Below are 16,804 nucleotides of genomic sequence, written 5' to 3' on the forward strand. Positions count from 1 at the left end.
TGTAAAACCTCATAAACCTCATAAACCTCATGTAAAACCTCATGTAAAACCTCATAAACCTCATAAACCTCATGTAAAACCTCATGTAAAACCTCATGTAAAACCTCATAAACCTCATGTAAAACCTCATGTAAAACCCTACAGTCAATGAAGCTGTTCAATCGCGCCATCGACATCCCCAAACCACAAACAAGCTTCTACGCCGTGGCTCTAGGCTGTTGGTTGACCCAACTGAGTAAAGCAGCTATAGTTAGGTGAGCATATGACAATCAGGGAATGATCTATCAACCACCACGCCCAAAAATTCCTGAGTGTAGCTGGCAACGCCCCCTGGGAGTAGGCTGGGATAACCCTTATACTGTCCGTTACCCAAGTAATCTTGATGATGGTCCCTGGCACGGCATGCCCTTGGGTGGATTTGGGGCTGGTTGTATTGGTCGCTCTCCCCGAGGAGATTTTAATTTATGGCACTTGGATGGGGGAGAACACATCTTTAAAAGCCTCCCCCCTTGTCAATTTAGTGTATTTGAACAACCAGAGCATTCTCAGCCGATGGCTTATGGGTTATGTACTCAACCACCAGAGGATGGTAAGCTAGGCTCTTGGCAATGGTATCCAACACAAGGCAAAGGTGAGGAAAACAGCTCAGAGGTTTCTGGTCACTACTATGCTTTGTATCCTCGCAGTTGGTTTACCTATAAAAATGTCTTTCAGACTGAACTAACCTGTGAGCAGTTTTCCCCGATTTGGGCAGGATGTTATCAGGAAAGTAGTTACCCAGTGGCGGTGTTTGAGTGGACGGCTCACAACCCTACTGATACTCCCATTACCGTTAGCATCATGCTCACTTGGCAGAATATAGTGGGTTGGTTTACGAATGCGATTAAAAATCCAGAGGTGCGGGTAAGGGATGATGGCAGTCCGGTGTATGAGTACCAGCCTCGGTGGGGAGATAGTACCGGGAATTTGAATCAGTGGATTGTGGATCACTATCGGGTCGGATTTGTTCTAGACCGGGTGAGACTGGGGGATGAGATTAAAGAAGGGGAAGGGCAATTGTGCCTCGCTACAGTTACTAATCCCAGTATGGAGGTGTTTTACCACGGTCGCTGGAATCCAGTTGGTGATGGTGCTGAGGTTTGGGATACCTTTGCTACGGATGGTAGCTTGGTAGACCATCAAGATGAAACCCCAGCGGCACCAGGAGAACAAATTGCGTGCGCGATCGCAATTCGCTTTACCCTTCGTCCAGGTAAAACCCGCAAAATTCCTTTTATCCTGGCTTGGGACTTCCCGGTGACAGAATTTAAATTAGGTATTAACTATTACCGCAGATACACGGACTTTTTTGGACGCAACGGTAATAATGGCTGGTCAATGGTGCGCACTGCTCTCAAGCACCATGATCTGTGGCGAGAAAAAATTGAATCATGGCAAGAACCGATCTTAAATCAGCAGGATTTACCCCATTGGTTTAAGATGGCCTTGTTTAATGAGCTGTACTTGCTCACGGATGGCGGTACTCTCTGGACAGCAGCAACTGAACTTGACCCAATTGGACAGTTTGGTGTATTAGAATGTCTAGATTACCGTTGGTACGAAAGCCTGGATGTGCGGCTCTATGGTTCTTTTGCCCTAGCCATGCTGTGGCCGAAACTGGATAAAGCGGTGCTAGAAGCCTTTGCCAGAGCTATCCCGACCAGCGATGAAACACTGCGTATTATTGGTTACAACCAAGCTCAAGCTGTCCGTAAAATTGCGGATGCTACTCCCCATGACCTAGGAGCGCCCAATGAGCATCCTTGGCAACAGACGAATTATACTAGCTACCAGGATTGTAACCAGTGGAAGGATTTAGCCAGTGACTTTGTGTTACAAGTCTATCGGGATTTTGTTTTCTCTAGCGCTACAGATATAGAGTTTTTGTGGGAGTGCTGGTCATCCATTGTCAAGGCACTGGCTTATCTCAAGGGGTTTGACCAAGATGGGGATGGGATACCAGAAAACTATGGCGCACCAGATCAGACCTTTGATGATTGGCGATTGCAGGGAGTAAGTGCTTACTGTGGAGGGTTGTGGTTAGCGGCCTTGGAGAGTGCGATCGCAATTGGAGAAATTCTGACCAAGAATTATCCACCAACATCCCCATTAGTCGAAGTACCTGAGCTAGAGTCCATTCAAGACACCATTGAGTGCTATCGCCAATGGTTAGCACAAGCTATGCCAATTTATCAAGAAAAGCTGTGGAATGGGCAGTACTATCAACTAGATAGTGAAAGTGGCTCAGATGTGGTGATGGCAGACCAGTTGTGTGGTCAATTTTATGCTCAGTTACTGGGATTACCGGATATTGTGCCCCCAGAGTGTACTCTCTCAGCCCTCAAGACTGTGTATGATGCCTGTTTTTTAAAGTTCCATGAGGGTCAACTGGGAGCAGTTAATGGAGTCAGACCCGATGGCACACCAGAAGATCCCGATGCGACTCACCCGATGGAAGTGTGGACAGGAATTAATTTTGGATTAGCAGCATTTCTGATTCAGCAAGGCATGAAGGATGAAGCTTTACCCATAACTGAAGCAGTGGTGAGGCAGGTTTATGATCATGGCTTGCAATTTAGGACACCAGAAGCGATTACAGCAGCAGGGACATTCCGGGCTAGTCACTATTTGCGAGCGATGGGGATTTGGGCAGTTTATCTAATGCTTAACGATAATACCAACTAGAAAAAGAAAGGTAATGGCGGGGGTTGTTTACCCTTAGTTATGGGATTAGTGATGCAATGCTCCTTGGCCTTGGCCTATTGGCCACGCTACGCGAATGGGCCACGCTACGCGAATGGAGCCGCTACGCCACCGCAACTGCCACACTATCAGCAAGATAGGCTAATCGCTGGTTCCTCAACAGAACATCCGATAGCCAAATTTTCTAATGTCCTGATGATGAACTAACCAATAAGAAGGTAGGTAAGGGAGCAAGCCTGATTGATACTCCAAGCTACAGGAGCTTGGGTATCATCATGATCATAGTTAATTTTATTGCTGTTTCGGTAAATTTTTTACCTGGTTGAGTGATTTTTTCTCTGCCAGAGATTATTTTAACATAGTGAAACCAACCTTGGCAATAATTTGCTTTGGTTTCGCTACTATTCAACTGCTCTCTACATAAAATCAAGGGTTTTAGGAGTAAAGTCAGTCAACTAGATTTGTTACTTATAACCATTGAGCTATCAGCACAACAGCCGTCAGTTTTTCAATAAATGAAAACTTACGAATTTGCCTGAAAGGAACAAGTACATCAGTTATCTTACACAACCTTGGCCTTTGGGCCACGCTACGCGAACAATCAGCGGATAGCTGATAGCTCTAGGCTGAATGCTTACTGTTCCGTTAGTCTAACTTTCGGGAATTATCTAAGTATAGGCTCTGACTTGGAGTGGTCAATTAAAGATAAAACAAAGACTTAAGAGGATAAAATCATGAAATTCACTTACCGTGGTATTACTTATGAAAATGAACCGGTAACTTTTGAGATGAAATCAGAAAAAATTGTTGGTAAGTATCGTGGTGTCCGTTGGCGACAGCCAAAACTAAACGGTGTGCTTTTACCGGAAGCGATCGGCAAATTAAAGTATCGTGGAGCATATTATCTTCACGTTGTTTGGGGTAAACCGATTGATTTTACTAAGCAACGTTACCGACCTAAGCATCCTTGTTCTAAATAGCTAAGTTATTAGCTTGTTCGATATCAGCTATAGCGCCAATTGGTGTTAGCTGAATGCTTAAATACATAAGCTATAGAGTATCTTAAAATTGTTCCTTAAGTTTGGCTTTGGGTCATAAACCATAGCAACACTATTACTAAAGTAATGCAAAAGGCTTCCATGGAAAAGGCTTTCATGGGTTACCCAAATTGCGATAATACTTTACACAATACTATATAGCAATTCTATATCCCATAAGGTACAAATTGAACCCCCATTATCCCCCGAGCGAGCAATCCCTCGCTCGGGGGACTTTGAGGTTTAAAACCGTACCTCATAACTGCGATAAACGCTATAGATGCTTTAAATGCCTTCCCGTAGGGGTGCGGAAATCCCGTTATATCCTTGGGACGCTTCTGAAACAAGAAAAACCTCTGGATTATTGCTCACGGGGTGACAACAAATCTCAAACCTAGATAGGTGTTAGGTGTTAGGTTTTAGGTGTTGGGTAAAATGAGCGCATCGGAGTCATTTGTATTTCCCAGCAATTGAAGCAATTTTCACCAATTCAACTTCTTCTATAGTTTTATTCAATCCATCCCGCCAGGGCAATCTTCACGCTTCACCTAACCCCTAAAACCTAACCCCTGTAAGATTTTCAATTAGCTTGTCACCCCCTGAGGGATTATTGATTCAGCTAGTGCGTCTCCTTATAGCTAGAAACTGGTGACGAACACCAGGTTATGATATAGATTAGTAGCCAAAGACTAACTAATCGAAACTAATAACCTAATAACCGATGGATGGATATGGCTGGAAGCTCCACCCCTGCACCGGACAACGGAAGTTCAGTAGCACTCTTTCTCAGGAGAAGGACAAAGGCTTCCTAAAGAAAGTCAAAAACATTGTCAAAAAGTCGAATTATGGAGCTAAGATAAAGGTAGAAAAAGTTGCACCAATTCTAATAGGTGCGCTTGACCTTGGCGAATTAAATTCTCCACGGGTCGCACCTGAGGATGGCAAAGTGATCACCGCTCCTGCAAAATGGACAGTGAAAGACACTCCCTCTTCTTAGAAACCGTGCCTTCAAAGTCTTCAATCAGGAGAAAAAGCAGAAGTCACTCGCCTAAGGAATTAGTCAAAAGGTCTTTTCCCTCAGTCTTATGGAAGTAAAACGGACACATCAACCTAAAAGGTAACTCAAAAGTAATAAGTCCCCCTACGATCGAGACCTAACCTATTGGAGTTAGATAAAATCTAAGCTCTATGATAGAGTCAAATTAAAAATCGTAGGCAAAAAAACCTATCAAATACAAACCTATCAAACACAACTATATATTTAGATACTGCGAATTAGCATTTGTCTATGACTAACTGATTCAGAAGGGAATAGTAGCAGGTGCTTACAAAATTTTTTCGATATCCACCCTAAGGTAATACTAGTTAAGAGGTTTTGAGTTTTATTCGATAGTAATTATGTCCCATCATCTCATATTCAGAGAATCACGGACTCAGGTTTATGTACCTGTGAAAATTGCCTCCTCACCTCCATCTACCATTCCCAAGACTTCTGTCTCTGCTGGGCAACTGGGGAGTTTGAATCATTGGATGTTTGTGTCTATTGGACTAGCTTTAGTGGTGATTGGATTAGTGGTGTATGGTAAGCTCCAATTCAAGGATAAGGACAAAAAGCTGAAATTGGAGCAGTATAAAACTGCTGATCTTCGGAAAAAGTTAAAGCTGGCGCTTAATACTATCCGGAAAATGGAATCCAATCCTGATTTGGTTCACTCGCGGGAATTTAATCTGGACTACCTCAGAATGCGAATGGAAGAAGAAGTATTCCACTTTGCAGTTATCAATCAAATTAAAATTAGAATAAAACAGTTAATCAGTATAGCATTACGACCTACTCAAGACTCTAGAAATGTTATCGGTGTTGCTAGTACGTCAGGTCGTCAAATTAATGAAACATTTGATGTTAAGTACGAGACAGAAATTCGAGGTAAACGCAGTGTAGGAGTGCTTTTCCGCATTCAAGTTAAATTAATGAAATTACCCACTCAACGCACCTCGGCAACCGTTAGCCAAATTATTGACTGTATTGAAACATTTCTTAGTCCAGATGCGGAAAATGATACCTGGCAACCAACAATTCAAGGACGTATTGTTTGCATGCGTTGGGATCAAAAGGCAAAACCAACACCATTATTAGTATTAGAACAATCTACTGAAGGGGTTAACGTTACTCTAAGAACCAAACGAGTTGGTATGACGTAATACCAATTTTATTCATAGTAGTTATCAATGGTTTTAGGGAATAGGGAATAGGCAGTAGGGAGTGTGGGGAGATGGGGAGATGGGGAGATGGGGAGATAAAATTGGTATTAGCCATTAGCAATTAGCCATTAGTCATTACCGATTACCAATTACCGATTTCCCAAGCTTTGTCTTGATGCAGCGCGGTCATGGGGGTTTCCCCATGACCGCGCTGCATCGCTGCTCCCTGTTCCCTGTTCCCTGCTCCCTGCTCCCTGCTCCCAGATCCGCTGTTCCCAGATCCGCTGTTCCCAGATCCGCTGTTCCCTTTGCTATATAGGGTGCCTTAATAAGGCACCCTACTATTTATAGAGTTTGGTTTCCAGTTTGACCGAAGTCCTGTTTGGGTATTCCTTAACTAACTTTTTAAACAGGCTTTAATAATCTTTATGCAGCTAATAAATTGATTTCGATACTATAGATAATAAACGAGTAAAATACTCAAAATGTTTATTAATCCTAGGGGGTGGTTCGGGAAGATTATTCCTTCCCATACACCAACTCGTTATACAGATATTTCTACAAATAAAGATACATCATCAGAGCAAAATACTCCGTTAAATAAAGCTAGATTAGGTTTCCTACTAGCTGTTTTTTTTCCCCTATTCGGAGCAATTTCGACGGCTCGGGATTGGGAGGGAGTGCAACGGATGGAAAGACAAACCCAAGCTTGGTTTTTCAAACTTAGGGGTCCGGTGACTGGCCCAGACAATATAGTGATTTTGGCAATTGATGAGGAGTCTCTGAATTTAAATCAATCCTATGATAATGATGAGTCTCAAGCACTAACTGATTTAGAACTTATCAAGAGCTGGCCCTGGAAACGAGCTGCTTATGCTAAAGCGATTGAGCGTGTGATGGCTGCTGGAGCTAAGTCTGTTGCCGTCAGTATTGTGTTAGATAGTCCCAGTAGTTACGGTGAGGCAGATGATCAACGGTTGAGAAAGGTGCTAAAAAACTATGGCGAAAGGGTTACTCTGGCCGCTATATATGATACTTACGAAACTGTTGAAGGTGAGACTATCAAGCTAGTTAAGCCAAATTCTTTGTTTGAGACACCCCAGCTATCTGTAGGTTCGATTAATTATCCCATTGAGCCGGATGGCAGAATCTATCGTCTAGCCAATCAGTTTCCCAAAGTTTGGGCTAAGAATAATCCAGAATTGGCAGAAACATCTGATCAGCTGATTTTTACAGTACCTTCGTTTAACGAGGCTACCTTGGCCAAAAGGCCACGCTACGCGAAGGCAGCTGCTCAGCAATCAGGACTGAAGACGAAGCCCAAACCAGAGAATATTTTCTTTTACGGTTCGGATGCATTTACATCTATTCCCTTCTGGTATGTCTTAGATGATAATCGCTGGCAAACTCGCCTAGACGATGGTAAGTATTTCCAAGACAAGATTGTGTTAATTGGACCAACTGCTAGCTCATTAGCAGATTTTCATCGGACTCCTGTGTCCGACAGAATGGCTGGGGTGGAAATCAATGCTAATGCGATCGCAACACTACTTGAAGGTCGTCGGATTGTCCAGGCAATTCCCAATCCTATCCACAGAGGAGTGTTGATCTTTTTGGGGGTTACTGTCGTAAGGTACTTATTCACTCGGATTAAGCGATGGCAAGTTTGCCTAGGCTGGACAGTGCTTGGGGTAATCACTTGGGGACAAATCAGTTATCTATTTTTCGTGTATCAGGGGCTAATTTTGCCTACAGCAGTGCCTTTAGTTAGCATGACTCTCAGTGGTATTTTCTGTAGCGCTAGGGGAGCCAGGCAAGACCTGAAGAATAAACAGCAACTACGCCAAGCTCTCAAACATTACGTTTCTGCCCCCATTGTCCAGGAAATTATCTCTGGACAGGATGATTTAAAGAATTTGCTGGAGGAAAGGGAACAGGAACTATTAGCTACTAAGTTAAGTGGACGCTATCAAATCATCCAACGACTTAGTGCTGGAGGATTTGGCGAAACCTTTATTGCTGAAGACACCCAACGACCGGGAAATCCTCACTGTGTGGTCAAGCAGCTCAAACCTGCTAGCAATAATCCTCAACACTGGCAACTTGCTCAACGGTTATTTCAAACAGAAGCCGAAATTCTGGAAAAATTGGGCAAACATCACCAAATCCCTGAGCTGTTAGCCTATTTTCATGAAAATCAAGAATTTTATCTAGTTGAAGAGTTCATTAATGGTCATCCTCTCAGCGATGAGTTACCACAGAAACCTCTTCCTGAAGCCAACGTCATTGGGATAGTGGTAGATATTCTACAGGTATTGCAGTTTGTCCACAGTCACAGTGTGATTCACCGAGATATTAAACCCGATAATCTAATTCGGCGCAAATCAGATCAAAAGCTGGTGCTAATTGACTTTGGCGCTGTTAAACAAATTACTAATCAATTGCATTCAAGACGAAACCTGACTAATTTCACTGTGGCGATTGGTACTAAAGGTTATATGCCTAATGAACAAGCTGTGGGTAGTCCAAGATTTAACAGTGATATTTATGCCGCAGGTATGATTGCTGTGCGATCGCTTACTGGGATAATTCCTAGCAAATTACCCACAGATCCCATAACTGGAGAAGTAATTTGGCTCGATAAGGCACAGGTCAGTCCTGAATTAGCTACAGTGGTCAACAAAATGGTGCGCTATAGCTTCCGAAGTCGCTACCAGTCGGCTGAGGAGGTATTAGAAGCACTGAAACCTTTAACCAAAACCTTGCCAACATTCTCGTTTAGTAGCCCTGATTCATCGGTAGGGCTAGAATCTGAGGCTTCGACCGTGCCAGCACCACAGAAAACCATGGTTGATAGTGACTGTTCCAGTTCACAGAAAACTGTTCCGTTGTCGGAATCTACCACAGTGCTAGAGGAGGAAACCATGGTTGATAGTGATTATTCGAGTTCACAGAAAACTGTTCCGTTGTCGGAATCTACTACAGTGCTAGAGGAGGAAACCATGCCCGATAGTGACTGTTCGAGTTCACAGAAAACTATTCCGTTGTCGGAATCTACCACAGTGCTAGAGTCTAACGAAACCTTCTCCTAGTGATTAGTCAGTCAATAGGGCAGTTGAATGTTAAGTGTCTACTTTCAACCTTCAACATTAAACTTTTAACATTAAACATTCAACCTTCTACCTTCAACCTACTAATTTTCAAGCTTGGCCTTGGCCTTTGGGCCACGCTACCCGAATGGCCACGCTACCCGAACAAACTACCAACCTGCCAACCTGCCAACCTTAACCCTTAAGCCACTGCTAGAGGATTCAACCATCGCAAAATTTCCCGTTGCAAGCGATTTAAATCGCGATAGACTTCTTGCTTGACCCACTGACCTACGGCATCCAATGGGGTAAACACTGCCCCTGGGTTTAAGGTAACATCTTGCCCTAAAGGTGTTAAATGATTTCCTGGTATCCGCTGTAGGGCAACCATATTTGGAAAACGTTTCTGTAAGGCTTGGGTCAAGCTAACACTTTGGTCAATCTCATCATCACTGAATTTAATCAGTAAATTACGCTGGATTTGATAGCGTTGAGTAATCAGAGAGTTCGTTTCTTGGGGTGAAGGAGTAAACTCGACCTGGAAGACAGGATTGAGGTTTAACTGTTCCACAAAGGGAATAGCACGGTCAGCGGAATAGTTGTTATAGGAAATCAAGATATTACCAGCTCGTTCTACACTGAAGAGGCTGCCAATCAACAAATGCAGTTTGCACCCCATGCTGTGGCCGATACCATAGATGGGTAGATACCGTTTCCGTAAAGCATTGGTTAGCTGTAAGCGATTGAGAGTAGTCTCGAAGCGGTTGAGTACATCTCGTGCGATCGCAATATGGTCGAAAGTATTGACAAACGGTGTCGCAATCACTGCATACCGTTGAGCTGCTAATTTTTCCAGTAACAATCGGTAAGTTACGTGGGGTGCTGTAGCAATAAACGCCCCACCGAGGAAATGGATAATCCCGGTGGGACGATTGGGGATTAAAACCCAGTTACCAGATATCTCTTGCCAGTCCATGCCATACTCTACAGGGTTTACCTCTCTTATTGTAAAGATTTTTGTAGAGTACCCTAGAGTACCGTCTTCGTGTAGTAATACCTAAAATTTTGGCATTCTGAATTTATAATTGAGTATTCTCTTGACCTGGTACCATGAATCGAAATTCATAAGTGTTGGGAGTAGACAATAATTCTGCACCCCTAGGATTAAGGTATCGCCCGTTTAATTTTAACTTCATGCGACTCTTGAAGCTACCAGCGCAGTAGCTAGGATTAGTACTAGCTCCAGGTGTGAAGGAAATCCTGTATTGAATTTCTCCTAGTGTAGGATAGGCTTCGATATTAGGTAAATCTTGAGTAACACTAGTCATATCTTCAATTATTAACTCTTTACCGCACTCATTAATAATTTGCTTGTTAGAAGCTAAGGCTTGAATTGCCGAGGTAATAAATTCTGATGCGGTGTTGATATTACCAATAACTGGTTCTTGAGCATTTAACCCTGAAGCAAAAGGGAAAACCATAGCAGTTGCAGCAGCAATTAACGTATTTTTTACCTTCATCTTGAGCCTCGTTTAGTTGAGATTGATTATGAGCACACAGTTGAGAACAAATCTTGAGTGCCCATGACAATTAGCACTGCTAATGGCGCAGTATCAGGAAAACTGGTTAGCGGCACTTACCCATACAATTCCCCAAAGTGTCTAGTGAGGGAACAGTCTATAGGCAACTATAGGTAGAGGGGAGATGAGGAAGATGAGGATTACTAATTTTATTAAAAAATGCTATACTTAATAGATAGATTTCCAACTATTTTGAATGAGATTGAGACTTTATTAGCTTCTGACAAAAGAAGCTAATAAAGAATCGTAACTAACTCACTAAAGATTCAGCACTGACCTTAGTCAAGTCTCGAATCTGCTCAATCAAATTGTTAATACCATCAGTATTGAGGCGATAACTGATGGGATGGGCAATCAGTCGTGCTGTACTCTCATACAAAATGTCAATTTCAATTAAGCCATTCTCTTTTAAAGTACGACCTGTGGACACCAAGTCCACAATTGCCTCCGACATCCCGGTAATCGGACCAAGTTCAACAGAACCGTAGAGGGGGATAATTTCTACTGGCAAATCGAGGTTATTGAAATATTCCCGAGCACAATGAACAAACTTGGAGGCTACGCGACCATGAGCTGGCAAATCCAAAGGGCTTCGATAAGAGCTAGCTGCACGAACTGCCAATGACATCCGACAATAACCAAAGTGTAAGTCACCTAAGGTAGCCACTGCCGGGGTTTTTTCCCGTAGCACATCGTAACCAACTATCCCCAACTGAGCTTGACCATATTCCACGTAAACCGGTACATCTTGAGCTCGTACCAGTAGAGCTTGAGCAGTTTGACTGGGGTCTTGAATCTGGAGTTGGCGGTTGGCGGAGTCTAGGAAGGTACTAAAGTCTAAGCCAACGGATTGCAGTAGCTTGATGCTGTCTTTTAGGAGTGCGCCTTTGGGTAATGCGATGGTAATCATATGGGGAGCTTCGGGAGCTTTGGCAGGGGGTAAATTAGTTCACTGACCAGATCAACTATACCTGTAGAAGCTCAATTATAGAAGCCCGTGCTCCTCAAATTATCACCAACCCGATCATGTCCAGTTGAATACTTATGATTCCGGAGGGTACGTCATTAGTTATTTGTTAAACGTTTAAATCAGGAATCAGCTCTAGCACAGTTTTTTTTATGAAATCCCGCTGATAAAAGTCAGGATCAATAATCCTTCGATTCCAGACCACAATGTCTAAATCTATACAGCGCGGTCCATTTTTATTGGATTGCTTCACCCGCCCTTGGTCAATTTCGTTAGGTGAGCTTTCCGTTGGCGAATTAAATTCGCCACGGGTCGCACCTCTTGTTTAAGTTTTTGACGAAAGGTCTCAAAACCGTCTTCTGTGTGAATTAAAAAGGCACCATTTAGAAAATCAGGTTGCTCAGTAAAGCCTATGGGTTTTGTTAGGTAAAATCGAGATTCATTAACAAAATTATCAGTTTTTGATAAGTTATATTTGGCTAGTTTTACATTTTTATCAGGTTCAATGTTAGAGCCAACGCTTACTACCACTTCATTCACTACCACTTCATTCATCGTTTAGCACTCAATTCTATAGAGACAGAATCGGACGCAAAGCAAAAGGTTTATCAACTTTTACCTTAGTCCATACTATCCGGGGATTTTCCATAGCCATACTGGTTTGTCTTTCTAGCCCTTAAATGATAATTACCCTGTGATTAATTTTCTCTTAACTAAGATAGTATATCAAGTAGCTTGTCGCATCTATCAATGACTTGAATGACTTGGCTGTTAACTACAAGTAGTAGGTTTCGTTAATAACCCACGCTACAGATAAAGTCGCTGTGTAAGTCTTATAATTGTGTTGATAGTAAACCGTCAACCGTCAACTATCAACAAAATCAATGCGTATCCTTTTAGTAGATGATGAAATTGAGCTGACTGACCCCCTCTCTCGGGTATTAACTCGTGAAGGTTACACTGTAGATGTGGCTTATAATGGTGCCTCAGGAAATGAGTTAGCTTGCGTTGGCGCTTATGACTTGTTAATCTTAGACTGGATGCTACCGCACATTTCTGGGTTAGAAATTTGCCAACAAATGCGATCGCATGACGCCACTACCCCAGTTCTTTTTTTAACCGCCAAGGACACTGTAGATGACCGAGTGATGGGATTAGATGCTGGTGCTGACGACTATCTAGTTAAACCATTTGAACTGCGGGAGTTACTCGCTAGAGTCCGGGCTCTGCTTCGGCGTTCTGCTGCGACTGATGCTAATCCCAGCCAGCGGTTACGGGTTGGACAAATAGAATTAGACTTAAACAATCAAATAGCTTATCGCCACGGACGCCCAATTGAGCTATCGGAAAAAGAAAGCCAACTGCTAGCGTACTTCATGAGCCATGTTGGTCTATTATTATCCCACAAGCAAATTTATCAACATTTGTGGCCATCTGAGGAAATCCCAAAAAGTAACAATTTAGCTGCCCTAGTTCGTTTGTTGCGTCGCAAAATCGAAATTAAGGGTTCCGCCCCCCTGATCCATACAGTTTATGGTAAGGGTTATCGGTTTGGTTGATTGTTATTTGTTAACAAATAACTTAAGTTATTTGTTAATTGGCCTGACTACAGGGGCTAAAAGACATGCGATGCAGCCGACATGGTCCGTATTTTTGCAGTGCTAGGCGATGCTTTTTGGTACCATAGCCCATGTTGGCTGTCAAATCATACTCTGAATACTTGGTAGCTAGACGAATGATTAAATCATCACGCCACACCTTGGCTACAATACTGGCTGCCGCAATATTTAGCGATCGCTGATCCCCCTTTACTAGATTTCGTTGTGCTATCGGTAAATCTGGCAATCCGTGTAACCCATCAATCAGACAAATATCGGGCTGAACTTTTAATTTAAGCACAGCCCGTTTCATAGCTAACAATGAGGCTTGTAATATATTGAGCTGGTCAATTTCTGCACTAGTGGCATAACCAATAGTCCAATCGACTGCCAATCCCTGAATTTCTTGAGACAGCTTTTGGCGTCGTTTCGGGGACAACTTTTTACTATCTTTAACGCCAGCTAGAGCCAGTTGTGGCAGAACCGATACAGGTAAAATCACTGCTGCTGCCACAACTGGACCAAATAAGGCACCTCGCCCTACTTCATCTACTCCAGCCACTAAGGAAGGAGTACCGGATAAATCCGGTAACTCAAACACTTCAGTGACTTTGTCCGTTGTCATTTATCTGCTGAAGAGCGGCGACGGCGGCGGCGCACGATGGGGGGACTGTTAATGGTGCCATTTGCAGTAGTGAGTTGATCAGATCCAGTTTCTGGAATTGGTGTGGCAGCACTAGATTCCACCAAGTCTGATTCCTCTAACTCTGGCTGATCGTCGATGGAGGATTGACTATTAGTTGAATCGGTAGTTGAATCGGTAGTTGAATCGGTAGTTGAATGGGATAATTCTTCTTCATTATCCTCGATTTTTTCTCCTGGCAGTAACACTGAGATAATTGCTGACCTAGGATCTTTTACCTCTCGATCTAAATTTAGTATAGGGGAAATGCCCATCAACGCATAAACATCTTGTTCTTCTGGGCTCATTTCAACCCTGACCAATTCTGGTGGTTCCTTTTCTTGAGCAAACTTGACTAGCTGGGGTTTTTCTACTCCTGAGCTGGATACCTCGTTTTCTGTGATGGCATCAAAGTTGGATGAGACAGAGATCACCCGATTGACTCCCCTAGTAATTGGTTCTTCCCTAATCACCGGGTCATCAATACGACGGCGGCGGCGACGGCGATTATTTGCTGCTCCCCGTTCCTGATAACTGGGGTGATTGAGCAAGTCCAACTCATTATCATTCTCAGAAGATAAGTCTACGGTTTCGGGGAACTGTGGAATGCTTCGCTCTGCTGGTAAGGGGATCGGTGCTAAGGTCTCTAGTGCTTCTGCTTCGACTTCACCGGGAAGATGTGCCAGATGTCCTAACCCGCCACAGGTACCACAGGTTTTACCAAACAACTCGTAAATATTTTGCCCTTGGCGCTTGCGAGTCAGTTCCACTAAGCCAAGTTCCGAAAGCTGGGCAATCTGTGGTCGGGCTTTGTCCTCTTTTAGGGCTTGATTGAAGTGTTCAAGAACCTGCAACTGATCCCGCCTGGTGTCCATATCAATAAAGTCAACAACGATCACCCCAGCTAGATTACGTAGGCGCAGCTGGCGGGCAATTTCTGTTGCTGCCTCACAGTTAGTCCACAAAACCGTTTCCCGCGCTGTAGCTGAGCGGGTAAAGGAACCAGAGTTCACATCAATTACGGTTAGAGCTTCGGTAGGTTCAATGATAATGTAGCCACCAGATGGTAAATCTACTCTTGGCTTGAGGGCTTCTCGAATTGCAGCATTGACCCGGAAATATCCCAAAATTGGCATGCGATCGCGATGATGGTCAATCAAGACCCCCTCTGGTGCTTGACCTCCGCTCCAGCTCAACAAGTGTTGTTTAACCCGTTTAACAGCAGTACTAGAATCGACCACAATCCGATTCACATCAGCAGTGTACATATCCCGGAGGACACGCTGAATAAAATCATCATCCCGATTAAGTAGGGCTGGTGCTCTGGTAGACGTTGCTTCGAGCTGGACAGCTTCCCATTGTCTTTGCAGGTTTTCCAAATCTTCCATAATGGCTTCTTCGGCTCTGCCTTCAGCTTCGGTGCGCACCAGCACTCCCATGCCCGATGGTTTGATTAGAATTGCTAGAGCTCTGAGGCGATTGCGTTCACTTTCGCTCTTAATCCGCCGAGACAAGTTCACTCCTCGGCCATAAGGCATCAGCACCAAATAGCGACCGGGTAAACTAATATTACCTGTAAGCCTTGGCCCTTTATTACCAGTGGGTTCTTTCATCACTTGCACCAACACCTTCTGCTGGGGAGTCAGCAGTTCGGTGATCGCACCAGACCGGCGTTTCAAGCGCAATGGTCCTAAGTCTGTCACATGAATAAAACCATTGCGATCGGGATCCCCAATGTTGACAAATGCTGCATCAATACCCGGTAAGACATTTTCTACAATGCCGAGATAAATATCACCGACCTGGTGATTACCGGTGGCAACTACTAGTTCTTGAATTTGATCTTCCCAAAATACAGCAGCAAGTTGATGTTGCTCTGCAATAATAATTTGCTTTGGCATGCAATTTCCTCAAAACTTCGTGGTACGCTTAGTCCTACAGTTAACGATAGGAGTCGTACTCTATTTCTAGGTCTGAAATGTTCGGTGATTTACGCCATTAAACTGATCAGCCACAGAGACTAATAAATAGACTATGAATAACTAGAGGTGCGACCCGTGATGGCGAACGCGCCCCGCGTGACCTACGGTCAAGGGATTGCTCCCCATCACGGAAAGCGCACTTAACTATTTTGTTGCTCATCGTTTGTTCGCGTAGCGTGACCTACGGTCAATCGAAAACTGTAGTCAATGGCTGTAGTCAATGGCTGTAGTCAATGGCGGTGAAACTGTCTAGAAGCCCCGTCTGTTTAGAGGGGGGTGCTGACAGGGTGTTTCGTGGTTTGGTGAATGGGATTGTAGCGGCTCTGCTGATTGTAGCACTTGGAGGTGCGACATTAGTTCTCTACTTTAAGACTCGCTTTCCAGTAGGATGTTCTGTCGCAAAGTCGAAAATTTTTGAGGTGCGCGCCCGTTAGCGCCCCGCGTCGGCTTTGCCGAAAGGCGCGACCCAAGAAGCCCGGGTTCCCGAGCCAAAGTAAAGCGCACAATCACGCGAATTTAAATAGCCAAGTAAGAGCGCACCTATGTGTAATTGTCTCGCAATCTGCCTGGCCTTTCCTATAATCCCGTAGGGACTTCGGGGGATGTTAAGCCTGACAAATTGATCACGTGACTCTTGTGGATTTAAATAATTCTAACCGATTTTCTGAGGATTTTGACTAACACTTGTGAATCCCTGTCTCTATCCAGTCGCACTCTGAAATATAGACAACGGATTACTTTGCCACTGATATAACTACAAAAATGGAGGTTAAGCCACTCCCCCCATCAAGAAGTGTGACCAGTGGCAAATTTAATTCCCATTAGGAAAGCTCACCTATGGTGACATACTCCCACACTGAACCGCGCTTGTCAGTGTGGGCTTCTTACCAACTCCAGCTATTGCTTAGGATACTCGGTAAGCTTT

Annotated in this window: 14 protein-coding genes; 7 read left to right on the top strand and 7 right to left on the bottom strand. The window is 43.8% G+C overall.

The features are described from left to right. Positions 1-276: 276 nt before the first annotated feature. From AC4II3_RS12350 to AC4II3_RS12375, 6 genes are all read left to right on the top strand, one after another. A complete protein-coding gene (locus AC4II3_RS12350; protein WP_488013858.1) occupies positions 277-2,724 on the top strand; it encodes a GH116 family glycosyl hydrolase in 2,448 nt (815 codons plus the stop codon). Between the two features lie 39 nt (positions 2,725-2,763). Next, complete coding sequence (locus AC4II3_RS12355) at positions 2,764-2,949, top strand: hypothetical protein (RefSeq protein WP_488013856.1); 186 nt, start codon at positions 2,764-2,766, stop codon at positions 2,947-2,949. A 527-nt stretch (positions 2,950-3,476) separates the two neighbouring features. After that, positions 3,477-3,722 (top strand): DUF4278 domain-containing protein, encoded by a 246-nt coding sequence (locus AC4II3_RS12360; RefSeq protein WP_488013854.1) that lies wholly within the window; start codon positions 3,477-3,479, stop codon positions 3,720-3,722. 778 nt (positions 3,723-4,500) lie between these two features. Next, complete coding sequence (locus tag AC4II3_RS12365) at positions 4,501-4,776, top strand: hypothetical protein (protein WP_488013456.1); 276 nt, start codon at positions 4,501-4,503, stop codon at positions 4,774-4,776. 401 nt (positions 4,777-5,177) lie between these two features. Continuing rightward, positions 5,178-5,981, top strand: coding sequence for a hypothetical protein (locus AC4II3_RS12370; protein WP_075897428.1), 804 nt, complete (start codon positions 5,178-5,180; stop codon positions 5,979-5,981). A gap of 485 nt (positions 5,982-6,466) precedes the next feature. Next, positions 6,467-9,073, top strand: a complete 2,607-nt coding sequence (locus tag AC4II3_RS12375; protein WP_488013454.1) for a CHASE2 domain-containing protein — start codon at positions 6,467-6,469, stop codon at positions 9,071-9,073. 199 nt (positions 9,074-9,272) lie between these two features. Here the strand turns inward: AC4II3_RS12375 and AC4II3_RS12380 are convergent, their stop codons facing one another. The 5 genes from AC4II3_RS12380 to AC4II3_RS12400 form a co-directional block, all read right to left on the bottom strand. Further along, complete coding sequence (locus tag AC4II3_RS12380) at positions 9,273-10,046, bottom strand: DUF1350 family protein (protein ID WP_488013452.1); 774 nt, start codon at positions 10,044-10,046, stop codon at positions 9,273-9,275. A gap of 103 nt (positions 10,047-10,149) precedes the next feature. After that, a complete protein-coding gene (locus AC4II3_RS12385) occupies positions 10,150-10,590 on the bottom strand; it encodes a hypothetical protein (protein ID WP_488013450.1) in 441 nt (146 codons plus the stop codon). Positions 10,591-10,900: 310 nt separating this feature from the next. Further along, entirely contained in the window at positions 10,901-11,560 is a 660-nt protein-coding gene (gene hisG / locus AC4II3_RS12390) for an ATP phosphoribosyltransferase (RefSeq protein WP_488013449.1), read from the bottom strand. A gap of 166 nt (positions 11,561-11,726) precedes the next feature. Further along, complete coding sequence (locus AC4II3_RS12395) at positions 11,727-11,870, bottom strand: hypothetical protein (protein WP_488013447.1); 144 nt, start codon at positions 11,868-11,870, stop codon at positions 11,727-11,729. Next, the gene (locus AC4II3_RS12400; RefSeq protein ID WP_488013445.1) at positions 11,867-12,172 is read right to left on the bottom strand and encodes a 2-amino-4-hydroxy-6-hydroxymethyldihydropteridine diphosphokinase; all 306 of its coding nucleotides are present in this window, start codon (positions 12,170-12,172) and stop codon (positions 11,867-11,869) included. The genes AC4II3_RS12395 and AC4II3_RS12400 overlap by 4 nt, the downstream gene beginning before the upstream one ends. Positions 12,173-12,501: 329 nt before the next feature. Here AC4II3_RS12400 and rppA point away from each other — a divergent pair, with 329 nt between their 5' ends. Beyond that, the gene (gene rppA, locus AC4II3_RS12405; RefSeq protein ID WP_488013443.1) at positions 12,502-13,176 is read left to right on the top strand and encodes a two-component system response regulator RppA; all 675 of its coding nucleotides are present in this window, start codon (positions 12,502-12,504) and stop codon (positions 13,174-13,176) included. 34 nt (positions 13,177-13,210) lie between these two features. Here rppA and AC4II3_RS12410 read toward each other — a convergent pair whose 3' ends face one another. Both AC4II3_RS12410 and rne read right to left on the bottom strand, forming a co-directional pair. Beyond that, positions 13,211-13,840: a ribonuclease HII gene (locus AC4II3_RS12410; protein ID WP_488013442.1), complete on the bottom strand. Its 630-nt coding sequence runs from the start codon at positions 13,838-13,840 to the stop codon at positions 13,211-13,213. Further along, entirely contained in the window at positions 13,837-15,798 is a 1,962-nt protein-coding gene (gene rne, locus AC4II3_RS12415; protein WP_488013440.1) for a ribonuclease E, read from the bottom strand. The genes AC4II3_RS12410 and rne overlap by 4 nt, the downstream gene beginning before the upstream one ends. Positions 15,799-16,804 lie beyond the last annotated feature (1,006 nt).

It is taken from the genome of Moorena sp., assembly GCF_982860115.1.